This window comes from Streptomyces sp. WG7, assembly GCF_049975785.1.
GTDB lineage: Bacteria > Actinomycetota > Actinomycetes > Streptomycetales > Streptomycetaceae > Streptomyces.
This window is the reverse complement of record NZ_JBNGGE010000048.1, coordinates 39,479-57,881: the sequence shown is the minus strand read 5'-3', so window position 1 is coordinate 57,881 and position 18,403 is coordinate 39,479. Positions and strand designations below refer to the sequence as shown.

Sequence of the window (18,403 nt, the reverse complement as noted above, 5' to 3'; positions counted from 1 at the left end):
CCGGCACCGGCTGCCGGCTCCGAGGGCTGACCGCTCCGGCCGGCCGCCGGAGCTCCTCCCCCGCCACCGGCCGCTGCGGCACCGCCACCGGGTCCGGGCCCCCGTACCGCGGCCCGGGCCGCGGCGGGCCCGCCACCCGGCGGAACCGGAGCGGCGACGGCCGCGGCACCCCCGGCAGCCCCCACATCGGCACCGGCATGCCCCTCGGGCCCGGACACGTACCCCATGGCGGGCGCACCGGCACCCGCGGAGAACTGCACACCGCGCTCGATCCGGTCCAGGCGCGCCATCACCGAACGCTCGTCGCCGTACGCGGCGGGCAGCAGCACGCGCGCGCAGATCAGCTCCAGCTGGAGGCGGGGCGAGTGGGCGCCCCGCATCTCGGTGAGCCCCTCGTTGACGATGTCGGCGGCGCGGCTCAGCTCGGCCGCTCCGAAGGACCGCGCCTGGGCCTGCATCCGCTCGACGACGTCGGCGGGGGCGTCGATGAGCCCCTTCTCCGCCGCGTCGGGCACGGCGGCGAGGATCACCAGGTCACGGAGGCGTTCCAGCAGGTCGGTGACGAAGCGCCGCGGGTCGTTGCCGCCCTCGATCACCCGGTCCACGACCTCGAAGGCGGCCGAGCCGTCACCCGAGACGAACGACTCGACGACGGAGTCGAGCAGCGAGCCGTCCGTGTAGCCGAGCAGGGCGGTCGTCATGTCGTACGTCACACCGTCGGCGCCGGCGCCCGCGAGCAGCTGGTCCATGACGGACATCGAGTCCCGGACGGATCCCCCGCCCGCCCGCACCACCAGCGGCAGCACGCCGTCCTCGACCGGGATGTCCTCCTTGCCGCACACCTCGCCGAGGTAGTCGCGCAGGGTGCCGGGCGGCACGAGCCGGAAGGGGTAGTGGTGGGTCCGCGACCGGATGGTCCCGATGACCTTCTCGGGCTCGGTGGTCGCGAAGATGAACTTCAGATGCTCCGGGGGCTCCTCGACGACCTTCAGCAGGGCGTTGAAGCCCTGCGGCGAGACCATGTGGGCCTCGTCGATGATGTAGATCTTGTACCGGCTGGAGGCGGGCCCGAAGAAGGCCTTCTCACGCAGGTCACGGGCGTCGTCCACGCCACCGTGCGAGGCGGCGTCGATCTCGATGACGTCGATGGAACCCGGTCCGTTGCGCGCGAGGTCGCGGCACGACTGGCACTCGCCGCACGGGGTCGGGGTGGGGCCCTGTTCGCAGTTCAGGCAGCGTGCCAGGATCCGGGCGCTGGTCGTCTTGCCGCATCCGCGCGGACCGCTGAACAGGTACGCGTGATTGACCCGGTTGTTCCGCAGCGCCTGCTGCAGCGGGTCGGTGACATGCCCCTGCCCGATGACCTCGGCGAAGGACTCCGGGCGGTAACGGCGGTAGAGCGCGAGAGACGACACGCATACGAGGTTATAGGCGCCCACCGACAACCGGTCCGCCCCAGGAAGCCAGGACGTCCCAGGAGCCCCGGCCGCCCCCCGGAATGCCCGGCCGCCCTGAAACGCAGGCGCCCCCCACGCACCCGCCAGAGCCGACCTACCCTTGCTGCCTTCCGGCCCTGGGGGAGTTCAGTCAGATAGCGCCGCGTGAGGGGCTGTGCCACACGTTACCCGATGTGGGGCCCTCGGAACGAGTTCGCAAGCACTCCTCCACGTCATGTAATGTTCTCTGCGGAGGATTCGCCTAGAGGCCTAGGGCGCACGCTTGGAAAGCGTGTTGGGGGCAACCCCTCACGAGTTCGAATCTCGTATCCTCCGCCAGTGCCTCACCGGGCACGATGTCGAAGGGCCCCACCGTTCGCGGTGGGGCCCTTCGACGTTGAGGGTTGCAGTTTGGGTTGCAGCCGGCGCCGTGCACTGACCGTCCAGGGAGGCATGAACTCCGGCATCGCCTCCGTGCTGGAGACCGAGAGCGGCAACGTCTTCGTGAAGGGCATCCCGGCCGACCACCCCCAGGTCGCCGCGCAGCGCCGCGAGGCGGCGGTCGCCCCGCACCTGCCAGCGCCCTGCCCGCGCCTGTACTGGCACCTGGAGCTCGACGGCTGGAGCCTCCTCGTTTACGAGGTGATCGACGGCCGCTACGCCGACTACGCGCCCGGCTCACCCGACCTGCCGCTCGTGGGAGCCGCGCTCACCGAACTGCAAGCAGTCACGGCCCCGGCCGACATCGAGATCAAGGACGCTGTCGACCGGTGGACGGACTACGCCCCACCGTGAACCGTGCAGTACTTCGGCGGCGGCACACTCCTGCACGCCGACTTCGCCCCGGACAACGTACTGATCGTCGGCGAGCCCGCCCGGCTCGTCGACTGGGCATGGCCGACGCGGGGCGCGGCATGGATCGACCCGGGCGCCCTGGCACTGCGGCTCATGGACGCCGGCCACCCGGTGGAGGCGGCGGTCGCCTTCGCCGGCCGCTTCCCGTCATGGCAGGAGGCGGCACCGGAAGCCCTCGCGACGTTCGGCGCGGCCACCGCAGCACTTTGGCGGGAGAACGCCGAGAAGGACGGGACGCTGTGGAAGCGGGGGATGGCGAAGCGGGCGGCGACACTCGCGTATGTCCTTGCCAAGGGGTAGGCGCTCTGGGTTCCCGGTGTGAAGAGCCAGCGGTCTCAGACGTGATCGTCCCTGCGGGGCAGGACACGGACCAGTCGCAGTCCGGGCGTTCGCTCACTGAGCGGTGCACGGCGTCGGTACATTGGCGCGTAAGCACCAGGCGGAGGGGGCCCCAGTGGTCGAGAAGATCGTCGGCGGGCTCATTCTGGCCCTGCTCACCTATGTGGGCCGTACCCTCTGGCAGAACCGGCGGCACCTGAAGCTGCTGCTGGTCCTTCTCACACCGAGGCACCGGACACGGGTGTCGGTGGCCGTGCTGTTGCGGGTCCATGAGGAGGGTCAGCTCATCCTCTTCGCCACGCCTGCCCGCCCCGGCGCCTTTGGCCCGCCGGGCGGAGTGGTGAAATACCGCGAGACAGCCCGTTCTGACCTGGAGCGGATGGGCTTCGAACCCGAACAACGCGACCGCGCCGTAATGCGGCTCGATCTGCGGGGCTTCCTTTCCGGCAGCGGGGTCCTCGCGTTCGCGCGCTGGCTGCACCGCGGGGACGGCCGGGAGCCAGCGACCGAGTGCCTGCGGCGTGAACTCATCGAGGAACTAGGCGAGATCGGGCACGAGGAGCTGGCGGACCTCGCCCTAGCCGTGGCGTTCCAGCATGTCCGACGCGTCATCGACGGCCCCATGAAGGTGGCGGGGGAGACGTACCGACAGCTTCGGTTCCTGGAGGTGTACGACCTCCTGACGGACCGGCCCGAGGCCGAGGAACTGCGTTCCGCGCTGGTCGCCCTCGCGAACGAGCAAACGGAGGCTGGGGTCATCAGTGCCACCCGCAGGGAGATAGCGCTCGGCCGGGCGGGAGCCCATGTGGTGCTGCCGCAGTCCGCCTTCCTGGTCGGTAACCGGCGCTACCGCGAGGATCTCCACCCCGCGAGCTGACTCCGTGGGTGCCTTTGTCCGAACTGATGGCGGCGGCTCCGCTGCTCTGCTGGGATTTGACGACCAAGACGTGCACGACGTCAACAAGTCGCGCACGCACAAATCTTGAGGGGGCACAGGTGACCGGCGGTGTAACCAGGGAAGTTCTCCAGCACTCAGCAGACACGCTGGAGAGGGCGCTGGACGACGCGCTCCAGGCGATGCCGTCGCGGGAGGCGCACCTGCGCAAGGCGCGCGAGGGTCTACTTAGAACGCGCGAGCAACTCGCTAACGGTTACCCGTACGTTCCCGGGTACCGCATCGCTAACGGCGCGTCGACCGTGGCCGAGTACTACATGCGGACGGACGTCGCGCGGGCGCGTGAGTTACTCGAACTCGCCGTCCTGCTCCTGGAGTTCGAGCGAAACGACGACGGCCGGTACACGCCGACGATCGAGAAATGCCAGAAGCGGCTGGAACAACTCGGTCCGGTGCCCTCCCCGACTGTAGGGACAGGACCGGCACCAGGCCCCGGAGCGAGTTCCGGTACGGCCTCCGCCGGCCGGCTGCCGCAGCAGGCCCCCGCCCCGGCCACGGCATCCGAGGGCGGCGCCACCTCCACGGTGGCAGCGGCGGCGGACGCCGGGGGCGGCGTCGCGGTCTCGGTGGCCACCGGGGGCGAGACGGCCACCGTCGGCGTCGCGGCCTCCCGGTTCCTCCCGCAGATGAACCCGACCCGGGACTGGGACACGCTCCTCGGAAACTGGCGGTCCGGCGAGCCCGACGAGGACACGGTTCGGCAGCTGGCGGCGGAGCTGGGAGCGCGCATCACCGAACTGTTCGGCAGACACGCCTCCGTCCCCTCCGAGTCGCTCCTCCCGGTCCTCGACGAGGACCTGCAGGAGCTGCCCGGCCTCCTCACCTTCGTCTCCGTGCCCGGCGACGACGCCCAGGCACTGCACCAGCGGGCCAAGGACGCACGCAGCACCTGCCGTTCGGAGATGCTGTCGTACGCCAAAGGCAACACGGTGGTCGACGTCCGGGCGCTGCGCCAGCATTGGCTGGCCAGCGCGCTCTGGAACTACGCCGTGGAAGGCCACTGGCACTCCAGCGGCTACCAGACCCTCGCCGATATCCTCGGCTATCTCCAGCTCATCCAGATTTCCTACCGATACCACGAGGCCAAGCGCGAACAGTTGCTGGACGTCACCGAGACGGCGGTGCTGCTGGCACTCGGCGAACTGCACGACCCCGAGTTGAACCGCGTTCCGTACGTCTACGGCTGGCTGCGGCACGCCATCGGCATCCATCTACTCGTGGGCGGCCCCGACCCGACCGCCCCCAAGGAGCTGCGCTTCAACGAACTGATCCAGGACCCCAGATTCGCCGACCGGCACATCTATGCCGAGTACTGGGCGGCCCGGGTCCTCAACCGCTGGACCGAGGAGAACCAGCACCGCAGCAGCGTCGCGCTCACCCTGCTCAAGCTGTCCGGCTGGAAGGCCGACCGGCTGGACCGCCTGCTCGACCTGCTGTACTCCTCCACGGGCTCCTACGGCGACACGGAGACCCCGGAGGAGCGGCAGGAGGCGCTCGCCTTCTGGCGCAAGGCGAGCCGAGACATGCTGGCCACGATCCGCATGGTGCGGGTCGCAAGGAACCCCTGGGACTCCGGTGCCGCCACGACCGCCGGCCTGCTGTCCATGGGCGACCAGGACGCGTCCGTACAGGTCTCTAACCGCCTGCTCCAGGGCATCGCCGCCGAGCTGGCCCCGGGCCCGCAGGGCACCATGGTCCAGGGCGCGCTGTTCGCCGGACGGCCCGTGCCGACCTTCCTCGCCCTCGACAGCTTCGGCCCGGTCGGTGTGCTGAAGATCGACGAGGTGGCCAAGGTACGCAGGGAGAAGGAGAACTTCGACCGGTTTGCGGAGGCGTATCTGCGGCCGGTGTACCGGGCAAGCAAGTGCGTCGTGGGCAGCACCACCATCGCCAACAGCAGCAACGGCGATCTCTATCAGGGCATCTTCACCTCTTACGTCTTCCGGCACCGCGACGAACCGAAGACACTGCGGGATTGGGTGCGCACCGCGGACCCAGACGCGCTCCAGCCGGTCATCAAGGAGGTCTTCATGGACGCGCTCGGCCCGTGGCTAAGCCAGGCCCAGCGGACCATCGGCGACCTGCGGGGGGAGTATCCGGCCCTGCGTCCGGCCGCTTTCGAGCTAACCAGCTACGCACCGGGCAAGAACGCGGAATCCGAGCTGGAACACTTCCGGTTGCCCGAGGTCGCCGACGTCTTCGGCATCGACGGCGGACTGCCCTGGTGGCACCGAAGGCTCGGGCACCTGCTGGAGAACTCCGCGCTCGGCTCCAGCCCGTTCGCCGCCGCTCCCGGCTACGAGTCCGTCACGAACCCGCTGTGGCTGGTCGCCCACATGGCGGAGATCGGCGAGCGGGACGCCGGAACCGACGCCCTCTTCGAGGGTCTCCTGTACGACCAGCAGTACGGTGTCACGACGGCCTCCTATCTAACCTGTGTCTGCCACGGCGATCTCCACGGCGAGAACGTCCTGGCTAGCGGACCGGACGGCCGGCATCCCGATCTTTACGTCATCGATTTCGAGACCACCCACCAGGGGCACATCTGCAAGGACTTCGCTCGCCTCGAGTCCGCCCTGTGGTCACGGACGTTCTCCTGGAATCATGAGCAACTCCTCCAGGTGCGCTCCTGGTTCGTCGGGTCGCTGCGCGGCACGGCCATGTGGGAGCCGGACATCCCGGAGGACGTGGACCCGGACGTGCGGCGGGTGCTGCTGTGCATCGCAAAGCTGCGCGCCATCCTCAAGGGCTGCGAGCAGAAAAACTGGCCGTTCGGCGAGGCCGAGTACCAGTGGGCCCTGCTGGCGTCCCTGCTGCCGTTCGCCCGCTACCGCGACCACGAGGACCAGGTGAACCGGCACCTGCCCTTCCTGCTAGCGGCGGATGTCGCAGATGTGCTGGTGGAGCATGCCGAAGGCGCGACCTCCGGCAGCTAGCCCCAGATGCCTGGGGGTTGCGCGAAGGTGCCAGGGTTGCAGTTCGGGTTGCATTCGTGGCGTCCGGGAGTGTTCATCTGAGCGATCCACTACCACTGCGCCGCAGGTCAGGATGCCCGCGAACCCGCCCGAACCCCATACGAACAGTTGGAAAGCGTGTTGGGGGCAACCCCTCACGAGTTCGAATCTCGTATCCTCCGCCAGTGCCTCACCGGGCACGATGTCGAAGGGCCCCACCGTTCGCGGTGGGGCCCTTCGACGTGTCCACGCCCGCAGCGTTGGGTGCGGCAAGCGCCGGCTCGAGGGTGATGGGGCTCACGCCGCGTGGTCGCGGTTCCCGGGCGGGGATCGTCGAGTGGCGACCGGCCCGCCCGCATGCGCCGGTGGCCGCCCATGCTGCCCGCGCCGAAGCGCCGGGCAGCATGGGCGGCCACGTCGACTGACGCATCGAGGAGGATCCGCGCGGCCTCCAAGGATGTTGTCCCGTGCGACCACCCGGCGACGCCGTCTGCCGCGTCCGCCGGAATTCCAGGGGCGAGACCGGAAAACTCCTTGCCGGAACCGCCGCGAATGAGGCGCTGAACGGTACGGGGTACGGGGTACAGGGAAACAGTGTGTCTGCACTCATTCGCCGCTCCCGAGATGCGAGGGCACTGCGTGCGTGTTCTTCTGGAGCCGTGGGTGCGCCCCGGCAGTGCACTTCATTTTGACCTCGGTCAATGCGAGGTGGGATCAATGACAGATGAGCGCCTGCTGAGTATTTATCTGCAGAGCATCCAGTGCAGCAAGACAGAAGACTGGACCGGCGGGGACAACCTCGCCATTGTGGGTGGCAGCTGGTCCGGGAGGACGCAGAGTGAATGCGAGGATTCAATCCGGCCGGTCCGAACTGAGCTGATGCCGATGCGAGTTGGCACGGAGGACACCACCAAGAGTCTACTCTTCCAAGGTACGGTAGGACCTACCGACAATGTCGACATAACCCTTGCGGCGCTCAATATCTACGCTACGGACTTCGGTGCGAGTCAGTGGGAAGAGGGGTCCGACGCGGTGACCTCCGGGCTCCACAAGCTCGTGATGTTCGCGATAGATACGGGATTTTCCTTTGGAATAAGTGAGCCCGAATTGGGGCGCACAATCATGGAGTTGTTCTCGGAAAGAGTTCAGCCCATGCTCTGGAAGGCCCTGCCCGCCCTGAGGGGATCTTTCGACTCTCTTGGCGTCAAATTGATGCATCAGCCGGCATCTGAATGGTTTGAGATAGCAGGGAATGATCACCTTCCGTTGCGCTTTTCTGATCCGGAAAATCGTTGGGATTACACCGTCTATTACAAAGTTGAGACCGGGCCTCCTCCAGGTTGAGAACGTGGTGCCCGGCACCTCTGCGCGGTGCGGTGCGGTGCGCCGACTCGCTACCGCTCGATCCGTATCCGCCGCGTTTCGCTCACCTGGTCGGTCTCCGACACCCGGACCGTCGTCCTCATCGTCCAGGTGCCGGGGAGGGGCAGGGTGAGGGAGTTGGCGCTCCAGTAACCGCCCCGGTCGACGAGTTCCGCGGTGATCGGCCCGACCGCGCGGTCGGGCAGCGTGAAGGAGAGGCGCAGTTCGGGTACGGCGGCCAGGCTGCCGTCGGGGCCGAAGACCACGGCCTGCACCGCGTTGTCGCCGGTGCGGCCGGGGTCCAGGGTGATCTGGACCGTGCCCCGGCCGGAGGTGCCGATGTCGATGGGGACGGTGGTGACGGAGGCGGGCAGCACCCCGCCCGCCGGTACGGCCCGTGCCGCCTCGTCCGCGGCCCGGCCCGGCGGGGTGCCGGTGAGCACGGCCGTGATCGCCAGGACGACGGCCGCGACGACGGCCTCCACCACGACGGACCGGCGCAGCCCTCGGTGGTGGGCGGCCACGTCGGTGGGCGGTTCCGGCTCGGACGGCTCCGGTTCGGACGGTTGTGGCTCGGACGGTTCCGACGCCCGGGCCGGTGGTCCGCCCGCCGGTCCGCCCGCCGGCTCCGGTGTCCGCTCACGTACGTCCGCGCGTACGGCCGTCTCCGCACGCGCCCCCGCCGTCGCCCACGCGGTCGTCCACCGTCGCGAGACCGCCGCCGCGGCCAGCAGTACGGCCACCCCGGCCAGCTTGGCGAGCAGCAGCCTGCCGTACGTCGTCTCGGTGAGCGCCGGCCAGGAGCCGAGGCCGCGCCAGGACTGGTAGACGCCGGTGACGGCCAGGACGCTCACGGAGGCGAAGGCGGTCCGGGAGAAGCGTGCGACCGTGGCGGCGTCCGGGGAGGAGCGGAGGGTGGTGAGCAGGGCCACGAGACCGCCGAGCCATACCGCCGTGGCCAGCAGGTGCAGCACGGAGGACGCCATCGCGACGGGCACCTGGATCCCGGCGGACGCGTGCTCGGCGGCGGCCCAGGTCAGGGCGAGGCCGACGGCCGTCGCGGTGCCCGCCGCGGTGGCGAGGGGGGTGCGCTGCCGGTGTCGGTCGCCGCGGGTCACGCGGGCGAGGAAGAGCCCGGCCGGCACCAGCAGCGCCAGCCTGACCAGCAGCAGCACACCGGGCCGGGTCGCCACCGTGTCGCCGAGGGCGGCGACGTCCAGGGCCGCCGACGGCCCCGCCCCCGCCTCGTACGGGGCACGCAGCACGAGCAGGGCGACGGTGGCGCCCAGCAGGGTCCACCAGCCCGCCGGCAGGAGCCGGCGCAGCGGGGCGGGGTCCGGCGGGCGGCACAGGGCGACGAAGGCGGCGGTGCCGATGAGCAGGGCGGCGGCGAGGTAGGAGAGGTAACGGGCGATCTTGTGGAGGGTGGCGGTGAGCGGGTCCTCGGTGGGACCGGTGTCCACGGAGGCGGTCGTCGTGGAGGGCTTGCCGACCGAGAAGGTGAAGGCGCCGGAGACCGGGTGGCTGTCGGCCGACACCACCCGCCAGGCCACGGTGTAGGTGCCCTCGCCGAGCTCGCCCGTCAGCGCGACGCGGGCCGTGTCGGAACGTCCGCCGGCGCGCCCGGCCTCCCCCGTGCGTACCCGGTGGCCGCCGGGGTCGAGGACGCGGAAGGAGTCGTCGCGCAGGCCGACGGACTCGGTGAAGGTCAGGGTGACGTGGCGGGGGGCGCGCTGGAGGACGGTGCCGTCGCCGGGGTCGGTGGAGCGGAGGGCGGCGTGGGCGGACGCCGGTTCCGCGCCTCCGAGGACGAGGCCGAGGGCGAGGCCGAGCAGGACCAGCACGGTGCCCAGCAGCACCGGCCCCTGGGCTCCCCGTCGGCCCCGTCCGTTTCCACGGCCCCCTCGTCCCCGGCCTCCAGTGCGCGCACCGTCACCACACCTCACGTCGCATCTCCGTCGTCGGGGCCCACTGCCTCGGGGATACGTACGGACGCGGGCGCCACCCCGCTCACCGGAGACGCCCCGGGGACACACCGGGGACGCACCGGAGCCGACCGGGGACGGCACCGGAGACGCACCAGAGCCGACCGGAGACGCGCCGTAGACGCACCCGGGACACCCCGGAGACGCGCCGGGACTCACCCGATGCCGGACCGGGCCCTCACCACGACGGGCGTGCCGTCACCCCGCCGTCCACCACGAGGTCGTGGCCGGTGACCCAGGACGCCAGCCGCGACGCCAGGAACACGCACGCGTCGCCCACGTCCTCCGGGCGCCCGAGCCGTCCCGTGGGCGCCGCCTCACGCCACCGCCGTACGCCCTCCGGCCAGGCCCGCGTGAGCCCGTCCCGGTCGATGAGGCCGGGCGAGACGGTGTTGACCCTGACTCCCCACGGGCCGTACTCCAGCGCCGCGGAACGGGCGTGTGCCACGACCGCCGCCTTGGAGGCGCCGTAGTGCGCGTGGGCGGGTGCGGGGGCGCCCGCCTCGATCGAGGCGATGTGGGTGACCGTGCCGCCGTCGTCCTGGTCCCGCATGATCCGGGCGGCGGCCTGCGTGCACGCGAAGACGCCGGTGAGGTTGGTGTCCACGACCGTCCGCCACTCGGCGGCCGTCATGCCGGGCAGGTCCCGCAGCGGCTGCACGCCCGCGTTGTTGACCAGTGCCGTCAGCCGTGCCCCGGTGCCACCGCGTCCATCGCCTCCACCGCGTCCCCCGCTTCCCCCGCCCCAGTCGGCGGCCTGTTCCACCAGGCGCCGGCAGGCGTCCTCGTCGGTGAGGTCGGCCCGCAGGACCGTGGCCCGCCCGCCCCGCTCCCGGATCCGCGCGGCGACGTCCCGCGCCGCCTCCACCGCCGTACGGCAGTGCACCGCGACCGCCGCGCCCTCCTCGGCGAACCGCAGGGCGATGCCCCGTCCGATGCCGCCGCCCGCGCCGGTGACCAGGGCGACCTGGCCGTCGAGGAGGTTCATGGCCGGCACAGTTCCACGATGCGCTCGGCCGCCGACGGATACCGCGCCGTCAGGTCGGCCGCGTCACCGTGCTCGTAGTCCCCGTAGGTGAATCCGGGTGCCATCGTGCAGCCGAAGAGCGACCACGCGCCGCCCGCCGCCACCGTGCCGCCCATCCAGGTTCCGGCGGGGACGGTGAACTGCACGTGCTGCCCGCCCAGGACGTCCGGTCCCAGCACGGCCGTACGGGCGCCGCCGTCGGGTGGGAGCAGCAGCAGTTCCAGCGGATCGCCGAGGTAGAAGTGCCAGACCTCGTCGGTGGGCAGGCGGTGCAGGGCGGAGAAGTCACCCGGACGGGCGGTCAGCAGGGCCACGATGGCCGAGCCGGCAGGGCGTCCGTCCGGGCGCTCGGGGCCGGCCCAGGTACGCCGGAACAGGCCGCCCTCGCGCGGGATGGGCTCCAGCGCGTAGTGCGCGATCAGGTCCTCGGCGGTCGGCGGGGAGGTCACCCCGGGAACGCTACCTCCCGGCGGAGGAACGCGAGTTGCGCCTTCTTCTCCGGCAGGTACACGTCCGGCAGGTCGATCTCCGGCAGGACGACCGCCGGTCCGGGGGTGAAACCCTGTTTGAGGAAGCGGGCGATGGCCTTCTCGTTGCCGACGTCCGGGTCGACCACGATCCGCTTCCGGCCCAGCCCCAGCAGCACGTACGCCATGAGGGCCCCCGCCAGCGCGGCGGTCCAGCCGGGCCGCGCGCCCTCGGTGCCGGCGGGGGCGAGCAGCAGGTGGACGCCGATGTCGCCGGGTTCGGCGTCGTAGCACTCGCTCACCCGGTCGGCCTCGGGGTCGTAGGTCTGGAACACGGCGACGGGCGCGTCGTCCTTCACCACCAGGAAGGCGTGGTGGGTGTCGAGCGTGTCCATGTGGGCGTAGATCCCGGCGACCTGGTCCCGCGTGAGGCCGTTCATGCCCCAGAAGGCGGCCCGCTCCTCGCTCACCCAGCCGTGGATCACGGCGGCGTCGGCGGCGGCGTCGAGGGGGAGGACGCGGACGGTGCCGAAGCCGTCGAGTTCCTGCTCGTGGACGGGGACGCGGGAGGCGTACGGGGAAGGGGACGCGGGCGTGTGCGGGTCAGTCATCGGTTTCCTTCGTGAGCCGGGCGAAGTCGGTGATCACCGGGGCGAGTTCGCCGTCGAGCCAGAGCTGCTGCTGGTCGCGGTGGTGGGGCGTGCCGGGGACGCCCCGGGCGCCGTGGGGCACCACCCAGCCGCTGTCCTGGCGGTCGGCCAGGTCCCAGACGTAGCGGGCGGCGGGGCCGCGGGCGGCGCGGTCGGTGAGGCCGGGGACGGCGGAGGTGCACAGCACGCAGTCGTGGTCGCCGGACAGGCCGGGTTCCTCCTCGGGGGAGGTGTCCGGCAGCGCCCGCCAGGGGGCGAGGCGGTGGGTGTCGCCCCAGGTGCCCGCGGGCGGGCGGGCGGCCACCTCCTCCAGTGCCGCGCGGACGGCCGCGGGGCGGTCGATGCCGTACAGGTCGTCGGCGCGCAGCAGGTGTTCGAGGGCGTAGCCGACGCGCGGCACGAGCGCGAGCCACGGCAGCAGCACCTCGGGGTAGGCGGGTGGCACGGACGCCGCGGCGAGGACCGGGTGCGCCGCCAACCGGCGTACGACCGCTCCGCGTACGGCCGCGTACGCCGCCGCGTCGGTGCTGCCGGCGTCCATGCGCCGGTCCCAGGCGAGGAGGCGGTCGCGCAGGGCGGCGGCCTCGGCGGTCAGGGCGTCCAGGGTGGCCAGGTGGTCCAGGAGGGGGGCGGCCGAGGCGAGGTGGGTGTCCGTGTGGATCGCGGGCATGCAGGCGGCCGACCAGCGTTCCTTCCCGGCGAGCAGGGCGGTGATGCGGTCGGCGCGGTGCGGCGGGGCGAACTCGACGCCGAGCGGGCCGGCCGGGCCGCGCTGGTTGGCCATCACGGCGACGCCGTCGGTGAGTCCGGCGCGGGGCGGAGTGTGCCAGCCGGTCCACTCGTGGCCGGGTTCCCAGGCGGGCACCGGGCGCAGGCCGTTGGCCGTGGACCGGGTCGGCACGCGTCCCGCGACCCGGTGCAGCACCCCGCCCTCGGTGTCGGCGGCCTGCACGACGTTGACCGGCTCGGCCCACGCGTCCAGGGCCCGGTCCACGTCGGCGACCCGGCGGGCCCGCAGCAGCGGCAGCAGGGCGCCGAAGCCGAGGTCGGCGGTGACCCGGGGCGGGTAGCGCAGGCTGAGGGCCGTGGGGGTGCCGTCGTCGAGGCCCTCGGGTCCGCCGGCGATGACCGGGCCCCGGTCGGTCTCGATGACCTCGACCTCCACGTCGTCCTCCCCCGCGACCCGGATCGTCTCCGTGTGCCGGGCGGCGCGGTGCCAGGTGCCGTCGGGGCCGAGCGCCTCGACACCGGCGCCGGTGCGGCGCAGCCGCTCGCGGTACAGGTCCTGGTAGTCGGCCATGGCGTTGGTGATGGCCCAGGCGACGGTGCCGGTGTGGCCGAAGTGGGCGATGCCCGGGACGCCGGGCACGGCGAGGCCGACGACGTCGAACTCCGGGCAGGACAGGTGGATCTGCTGGTAGACGCCGGGGTCCTCGATGAAGCGGTGCGGGTCGCCGGCGATGACCGCGTGGCCGGTCACGGTCCGTTCGCCGCTCACCAGCCAGCCGTTGCTGCCGACGGTGCCGGGTCCGTCGGCGGCGAAGAGGGCGACGGCGTCCGGGCCGAGGTGCGCGGTGATGTGCTCGCGCCAGAGCTTGGCGGGGAAGCCGGCGAAAAGGATGTGTGCGGCGAGCCAGATGCCGAGCGGGGTCCAGGGCTCCCAGCGGCCGGGGGCGAGGCCGGTGCGCGCGAACTCGGGGGCGGGCCCGCCGCCTCCGGACCCCTCGGCCGGCCCTTCGGCCGGCCCCTCGGCCAGCCCCTCGGCCAGCCCCTCGGCCAGCCCTTCGTTCACACCGTCGACGTACGCCCGGACCCAGGCGGCCGTCTCCGGGTCCTTGTCCTCCAGCGCGGTGAAGCAGCGGCGGGCGGTGTCCGCGAGCCGGGCCCGCCGGGCGAGCCGGTCCCAGGGCAGTGCCGCGGGCCCCAGGAAGGACGCGGAGGTGCCCTGCGCGCGGTGCCGCTCGACCTCCAGCTGCCAGGCCCGGTCACGGGCGGTCACCCGGCCCTGGGCCCGGGCGAGTTCGCCCGCGCTGTCCGCGCGCAGGTGCGGGATCCCCCAGGCGTCGCGGTATGTCTCGGCGCTCACCCCTGTGCCCCTACTTTCCTTTAGGTTAGGCTCACCTAAGTCAATCGTCGTGGGCGAATAGTACGCGAAGGGTGAAGAAACGATGGGGCAGGGGCGGGGCTGGGAGGGCGCGGTCCTCAGACTGATGCGTGCGAAGGACTTCGCGTTCACCGTGACGGACGCCGAGGACGTGACCCCGCACTACCGGCGGCTGCGGCTGACCGACGGCGGCATGCTGGCGGCGACCGGCGTCCACCCGACGATGTGGGTGCGGCTGTGGTTCGAGAACGCTGGCAAGCCGCACCAGCGGGCGTACACACTGGTCGACCCCGACCCCGCGACGGGCACCTTCGCCATGGAGTTCGCCCTGCACGAGGGGTGCGCGAGCGACTGGGCCCGGGCGGCCAAACCGGGTGACACCGTCGAGGCGACGGTCCAGGGCACCGGCTTCGACGTCCCCCAGCCGCTCCCCTCCCGGCTCTTCGCGGTCGCGGACCCGGCGTCCCTGCCCGCCCTCAACTCCCTCCTCGACGCGCTGGGGCCGGTCCCCGCGACGATCTGGTTCGAGGGCGGCGGCACGGACGACGGCCTGCCCTTCCGCACCGACCCCGACCGCCACGAGGTCCGCACGGTCCCGCGCCGCGACGCCGGCGCCCACCTGGTCGCACAGGTGAAGGAGGCCCTGCCGGAGCTGCTGGCGTCCACCCCCGAGCCGTACGTCTGGATCGCCTGCGACACGGCGACGACCCGGGCGCTGGCCTCGTACGCCCGCAAGGAACTGGGGCTGCCCAAGCAGCGGGTGAACGCGCTGGGGTACTGGCGCGCGACCTGAGCCCGCGCGCGCGATCATCGGAGCATGGACGTCACACTTCACCTCGCCCAGGACCCCGAGGCCGACGAGCTCCTCGGCCGCAGCCCGCTCGCCGCGCTGGTCGGCATGCTGCTCGACCAGCAAGTCCCCATGGAGTGGGCGTTCAAGGGCCCGTCGACCATCGCCCGGCGCATGGGCGCGGAGGACCTCGACGCGCACGACATCGCGGCCTACGACCCCGAGGCGTTCGCCGCCCTGCTCTCCGACAAGCCGGCGGTGCACCGCTACCCCGGCTCGATGGCGGGGCGCGTCCAGCAGCTGTGCCGGTACCTCGTCGACACCTACGACGGTGACGCCGAGGCCGTCTGGCGCGGCGTCGGCACCGGTGGGGAGCTCCTTAAGCGGCTCCAGGAACTGCCGGGCTTCGGCAAGCAGAAGGCCCAGATCTTCCTCGCCCTGCTCGGCAAGCAGCTCGGCGTCCAGCCGGAGGGCTGGCGGGAGGCCGCCGGCGCCTACGGCGAACCCAAGTCCTTCCGGTCCGTCGCCGACATCACCGGGCCGGAGTCGCTGACCAAGGTCCGCGCCCACAAACAGGAGATGAAAGCCGCGGCGAAGGCCGCGAAGGCCTCCGGCAAGTAGCCGGACGGGGCCCGGAACCCCGAGCCCGAACCCCGAGCCCGAACCCCGGGCCCGGGATCCGCCGGCCCGAGGCGGCCCGTCACCCACTTCGGCCCCCCGGCCCCCGGCCCCTCGTCCCCTGACTCCTGTTTGCCCCTGTTTGCGGCGTCTTTTCCAGCGCCGCACTCCGGCGCCGTGGCTGCGCCCGCGACGTCTTGGCCGGTAGGCTTTCCGTGTGATCTTCAAGCGCATCGGAAACGGCCGGCCGTACCCCGACCACGGCCGGGAGAGCACCCGGCAGTGGGCGGACGTCGCGCCGCGCCCGGTCCGCCTCGATCAGCTCGTGACGACCAAGGGCCAACTCGACCTGGAGACCCTCCTCGCCGAGGACTCCACCTTCTACGGCGACCTCTTCGCGCACGTCGTGAAGTGGCAGGGCGACCTGTATCTCGAGGACGGCCTGCACCGCGCGGTGCGCGCGGCGCTCCAGCAGCGCCAGGTGCTGCACGCCCGGGTCCTCGAACTCGACTGACCGGGGCCGGGGTCGGGACCGGGGCGCCCATGCCCGGCCTCTCGCCATGCCCGGCCTCGCGCCGTACCCCGGCCTCGCCCCGCGCCCGGCCCGTGCCCTCCAGCCCTGGCCCTGGCCTTGATCTGGCCTGGCGTGGCCTGACCTGGCCTGGCGTGACCTTGGCGACCCTCGCGACACTCCGGCTTGCCCCGTTCGGGTTGCATTTCACCGAACGCCGGAACGTCAACTGATCATTTAATAGGCATCGACGTCCAAGCGCACTACGCTGCGACCATGAGCATGCTCACTCCCCCTGGCATGGGCGGCCAGTACAAGATCACGGGGGACAAGTACCCGCGGATGCGACCGGCCCGGCGACGCGGCCGGCTCGCGTTCGCCGGCGTCGCCTGCGTCACCGTGGTCGGAGTGCTCGGCTGGGGCACACTGCAGCTCATCGACGTCTTCACCGGCGGCGACAAGGCGTCGGCGGCCGGTGCCGCGGCCTGCTCGGACACCACCGCCAAGGCGAGCGCCTCGCCCGCCGCGGTGGCCGTGCCGAAGCCGGCCCAGGTCACCGTCAACGTGCTCAACGCGACGACCCGCAGCGGTCTCGCGCAGAAGACCGCCGACGAGCTGAAGAAGCGCGGCTTCCGCGTCGGCGACGTGGGCAACGCGTCCAAGGAGTACGACAAGAAGGTCGGCGGCACGGGCGTCCTGCTCGGCGCCGCCGCCACCCTGAAGACGTCCCTGCCCGTGCTCGGCACCCAGCTCCCCGCCGCGGACCGCCGTACCGACGCGGCCCGCAAGGACACCAGCGTCGACCTGATCATCGGCGACGGCTTCAAGGGACTGGCGAAGAAGGCGGACGCCGACGCGGCGCTGGCCGGGCTGGCCGCACCGCGGCCGACGCCCGCCGTGGAGAAGAAGAGCTGCTGAGCAGCCGTATGGGTTCGACCGGGCCCGGAGGCCCGGAGCGTGCTACTCGGCCGCTCCGTACATCCGGTCGCCGGCGTCGCCGAGGCCCGGCACGATGTAGCCCTGATCGTTGAGACGCTCGTCCACCGAGGCCGTCACGACCGTCACCGGGGTGCCGGCCAGCTCACGCTCCATGAGTTCGACGCCCTCTGGGGCGGCGAGCAGCACCACGGCCGTCACGTCGTCGGCGCCGCGCTTGATCAGCTCCTGGATCGACGCGACGAGCGTGCCGCCGGTGGCCAGCATCGGGTCCAGGACGTACACCTGGCGTCCGGAGAGGTCCTCCGGCATCCGGGTCGCGTACGTGGACGCCTCCAGCGTCTCCTCGTTGCGGATCATGCCGAGGAAGCCCACCTCCGCGGTCGGCAGCAGCCGCACCATGCCGTCGAGCATGCCGAGACCGGCCCGCAGGATCGGCACCACCAGCGGGCGCGGGTGGGAGAGCTTGACACCGGTGGTCTGGCAGACCGGAGTGTGGATGTCGACCTGTTCGGTGCGCACGTCGCGCGTGGCCTCGTAGGCGAGCAGGGTGACCAGCTCGTCGGCGAGACGTCGGAAGGTCGCGGAGTCGGTGCGCTGGTCGCGCAGCGTGGTGAGCTTGTGGGCGACCAGGGGGTGGTCGACGACGTGGAGACGCATGTCCCCCACAGTAACCGGGCCCCGGGAGACCGGCGTCCCCGCGGCGGGAAAGCCCCTGATCACGGCTCCCGATCACCGCTCCCGATCACGGTTCCGGATCACACTCCGCCCGGTCGCCCGCGTCAAACCGCCCGACCGGGGGAAGGTGGGAGGAACGGACGCTGGGTGGTGAGACTGTGCCTGACCGGGACTTCCACGACACGCCGTCCCCCGGCAAGGAACCGGGGACGGGGCACGTGACGGAGCGGAACGCAAAACTCCGTACGCAGCGGAGTACGGAACGGAGTACGGAGCGGAGTGCGCCGCAGAGTACCGAGCGGAGTACCCAGCAGGGTACGGAGCGGAGCGCGGAGCCGGAGGGGGACGCCGAGCGCCGACGGCGCCGCGCCCAGTTCCTGCGCGACCTGGCGGAGGCCCGCGAGCTGCGGGACCGCGTCCAGCCGCGCCGCGCCAAGGCCGCCCGGCTGCGCCACGCGATGCGCATGCGCACCTTCCGCTGGTAGCTCCCCCGGCGTTTCCCCGGCCCGGCCGGGGAAGATCACACGCCGCGCCGACGTTACGACGACGGACGTACCCGGGCGCCGCGAGAATCCGCGTACGATCCGCACGTGGCGGCGACGAGTCCCGGAACCCGGTCGAAACAGCCGGACACAGGGCGCCGAAGACGTCCCCTGAGGGCCTTGTTTCTGCCACGATTCCGAGTGGGTGGGCTCGGAGCACCGCTCCCCCGCCCGCAGCCTCCGCCGGGGGGACC

At 71.9% G+C, this 18,403-nt stretch carries 17 protein-coding genes, 1 tRNA gene and 1 other RNA gene; 11 read left to right on the top strand and 8 right to left on the bottom strand.

Annotated features, from left to right (window positions below):
• Both ACP4J0_RS32050 and ffs read right to left on the bottom strand, forming a co-directional pair.
• A partial coding sequence (locus ACP4J0_RS32050; protein WP_426602217.1) for a DNA polymerase III subunit gamma and tau occupies positions 1 to 1,415 on the bottom strand: 1,415 nt, incomplete at its 3' end.
• A gap of 103 nt (positions 1,416 to 1,518) precedes the next feature.
• Positions 1,519 to 1,613: signal recognition particle sRNA small type (gene ffs, locus ACP4J0_RS32045), an RNA gene on the bottom strand.
• A 74-nt stretch (positions 1,614 to 1,687) separates the two neighbouring features.
• Between ffs and ACP4J0_RS32040 the strand changes: the two genes are divergently transcribed.
• The 6 genes from ACP4J0_RS32040 (at position 1,688) to ACP4J0_RS32015 (ending at position 7,883) form a co-directional block, all read left to right on the top strand.
• Positions 1,688 to 1,775: transfer RNA gene (locus tag ACP4J0_RS32040), tRNA-Ser, on the top strand.
• Between the two features lie 114 nt (positions 1,776 to 1,889).
• Positions 1,890 to 2,231 carry a hypothetical protein gene (locus ACP4J0_RS32035; RefSeq protein ID WP_426602216.1) on the top strand — a complete coding sequence of 114 codons (342 nt, stop codon included), beginning with the start codon at positions 1,890 to 1,892 and terminating at the stop codon, positions 2,229 to 2,231.
• A gap of 3 nt (positions 2,232 to 2,234) precedes the next feature.
• Positions 2,235 to 2,591 (top strand): hypothetical protein, encoded by a 357-nt coding sequence (locus ACP4J0_RS32030; RefSeq protein ID WP_426602215.1) that lies wholly within the window; start codon positions 2,235 to 2,237, stop codon positions 2,589 to 2,591.
• 154 nt (positions 2,592 to 2,745) lie between these two features.
• On the top strand, positions 2,746 to 3,507 hold the full coding sequence (locus ACP4J0_RS32025; RefSeq protein ID WP_426602214.1) for a hypothetical protein: 762 nt from the start codon (positions 2,746 to 2,748) through the stop codon (positions 3,505 to 3,507).
• Positions 3,508 to 3,626: 119 nt separating this feature from the next.
• Positions 3,627 to 6,521, top strand: coding sequence for a phosphotransferase (locus ACP4J0_RS32020; protein WP_426602213.1), 2,895 nt, complete (start codon positions 3,627 to 3,629; stop codon positions 6,519 to 6,521).
• Positions 6,522 to 7,256: 735 nt separating this feature from the next.
• Positions 7,257 to 7,883 (top strand): hypothetical protein, encoded by a 627-nt coding sequence (locus ACP4J0_RS32015; RefSeq protein WP_426602212.1) that lies wholly within the window; start codon positions 7,257 to 7,259, stop codon positions 7,881 to 7,883.
• A gap of 50 nt (positions 7,884 to 7,933) precedes the next feature.
• Here ACP4J0_RS32015 and ACP4J0_RS32010 read toward each other — a convergent pair whose 3' ends face one another.
• The 5 genes from ACP4J0_RS32010 to ACP4J0_RS31990 all read right to left on the bottom strand — a co-directional run bounded on the left by ACP4J0_RS32010 (position 7,934) and on the right by ACP4J0_RS31990 (position 14,116).
• The gene (locus ACP4J0_RS32010; RefSeq protein WP_426602211.1) at positions 7,934 to 9,760 is read right to left on the bottom strand and encodes a copper resistance protein CopC; all 1,827 of its coding nucleotides are present in this window, start codon (positions 9,758 to 9,760) and stop codon (positions 7,934 to 7,936) included.
• 304 nt (positions 9,761 to 10,064) lie between these two features.
• Entirely contained in the window at positions 10,065 to 10,874 is an 810-nt protein-coding gene (locus ACP4J0_RS32005) for an SDR family NAD(P)-dependent oxidoreductase (protein WP_426602210.1), read from the bottom strand.
• Entirely contained in the window at positions 10,871 to 11,362 is a 492-nt protein-coding gene (locus ACP4J0_RS32000; RefSeq protein WP_426602209.1) for a cupin domain-containing protein, read from the bottom strand. The genes ACP4J0_RS32005 and ACP4J0_RS32000 overlap by 4 nt, the downstream gene beginning before the upstream one ends.
• Entirely contained in the window at positions 11,359 to 11,991 is a 633-nt protein-coding gene (locus tag ACP4J0_RS31995; RefSeq protein WP_426602208.1) for a GNAT family N-acetyltransferase, read from the bottom strand. Before ACP4J0_RS31995 ends, ACP4J0_RS32000 begins: the two co-directional genes overlap by 4 nt.
• Complete coding sequence (locus ACP4J0_RS31990; RefSeq protein ID WP_426602207.1) at positions 11,984 to 14,116, bottom strand: penicillin acylase family protein; 2,133 nt, start codon at positions 14,114 to 14,116, stop codon at positions 11,984 to 11,986. Before ACP4J0_RS31990 ends, ACP4J0_RS31995 begins: the two co-directional genes overlap by 8 nt.
• An 82-nt stretch (positions 14,117 to 14,198) precedes the next feature.
• Between ACP4J0_RS31990 and ACP4J0_RS31985 the strand changes: the two genes are divergently transcribed.
• The 4 genes from ACP4J0_RS31985 to ACP4J0_RS31970 all read left to right on the top strand — a co-directional run bounded on the left by ACP4J0_RS31985 (position 14,199) and on the right by ACP4J0_RS31970 (position 16,971).
• Positions 14,199 to 14,927, top strand: coding sequence for a siderophore-interacting protein (locus ACP4J0_RS31985; RefSeq protein WP_426602206.1), 729 nt, complete (start codon positions 14,199 to 14,201; stop codon positions 14,925 to 14,927).
• 24 nt (positions 14,928 to 14,951) lie between these two features.
• Complete coding sequence (locus tag ACP4J0_RS31980; protein ID WP_426602205.1) at positions 14,952 to 15,545, top strand: HhH-GPD-type base excision DNA repair protein; 594 nt, start codon at positions 14,952 to 14,954, stop codon at positions 15,543 to 15,545.
• Positions 15,546 to 15,759: 214 nt separating this feature from the next.
• Positions 15,760 to 16,056, top strand: coding sequence for a type II toxin-antitoxin system VapB family antitoxin (locus ACP4J0_RS31975; RefSeq protein WP_003999914.1), 297 nt, complete (start codon positions 15,760 to 15,762; stop codon positions 16,054 to 16,056).
• Between the two features lie 297 nt (positions 16,057 to 16,353).
• A complete protein-coding gene (locus tag ACP4J0_RS31970; protein WP_426602221.1) occupies positions 16,354 to 16,971 on the top strand; it encodes a LytR C-terminal domain-containing protein in 618 nt (205 codons plus the stop codon).
• Positions 16,972 to 17,013: 42 nt separating this feature from the next.
• Here the strand turns inward: ACP4J0_RS31970 and upp are convergent, their stop codons facing one another.
• Positions 17,014 to 17,649, bottom strand: coding sequence for a uracil phosphoribosyltransferase (gene upp / locus ACP4J0_RS31965; RefSeq protein WP_426602204.1), 636 nt, complete (start codon positions 17,647 to 17,649; stop codon positions 17,014 to 17,016).
• 176 nt (positions 17,650 to 17,825) lie between these two features.
• Between upp and ACP4J0_RS31960 the strand changes: the two genes are divergently transcribed.
• Positions 17,826 to 18,152, top strand: a complete 327-nt coding sequence (locus tag ACP4J0_RS31960; RefSeq protein WP_426602203.1) for a hypothetical protein — start codon at positions 17,826 to 17,828, stop codon at positions 18,150 to 18,152.
• The last annotated feature ends 251 nt before the right edge of the window (positions 18,153 to 18,403 follow it).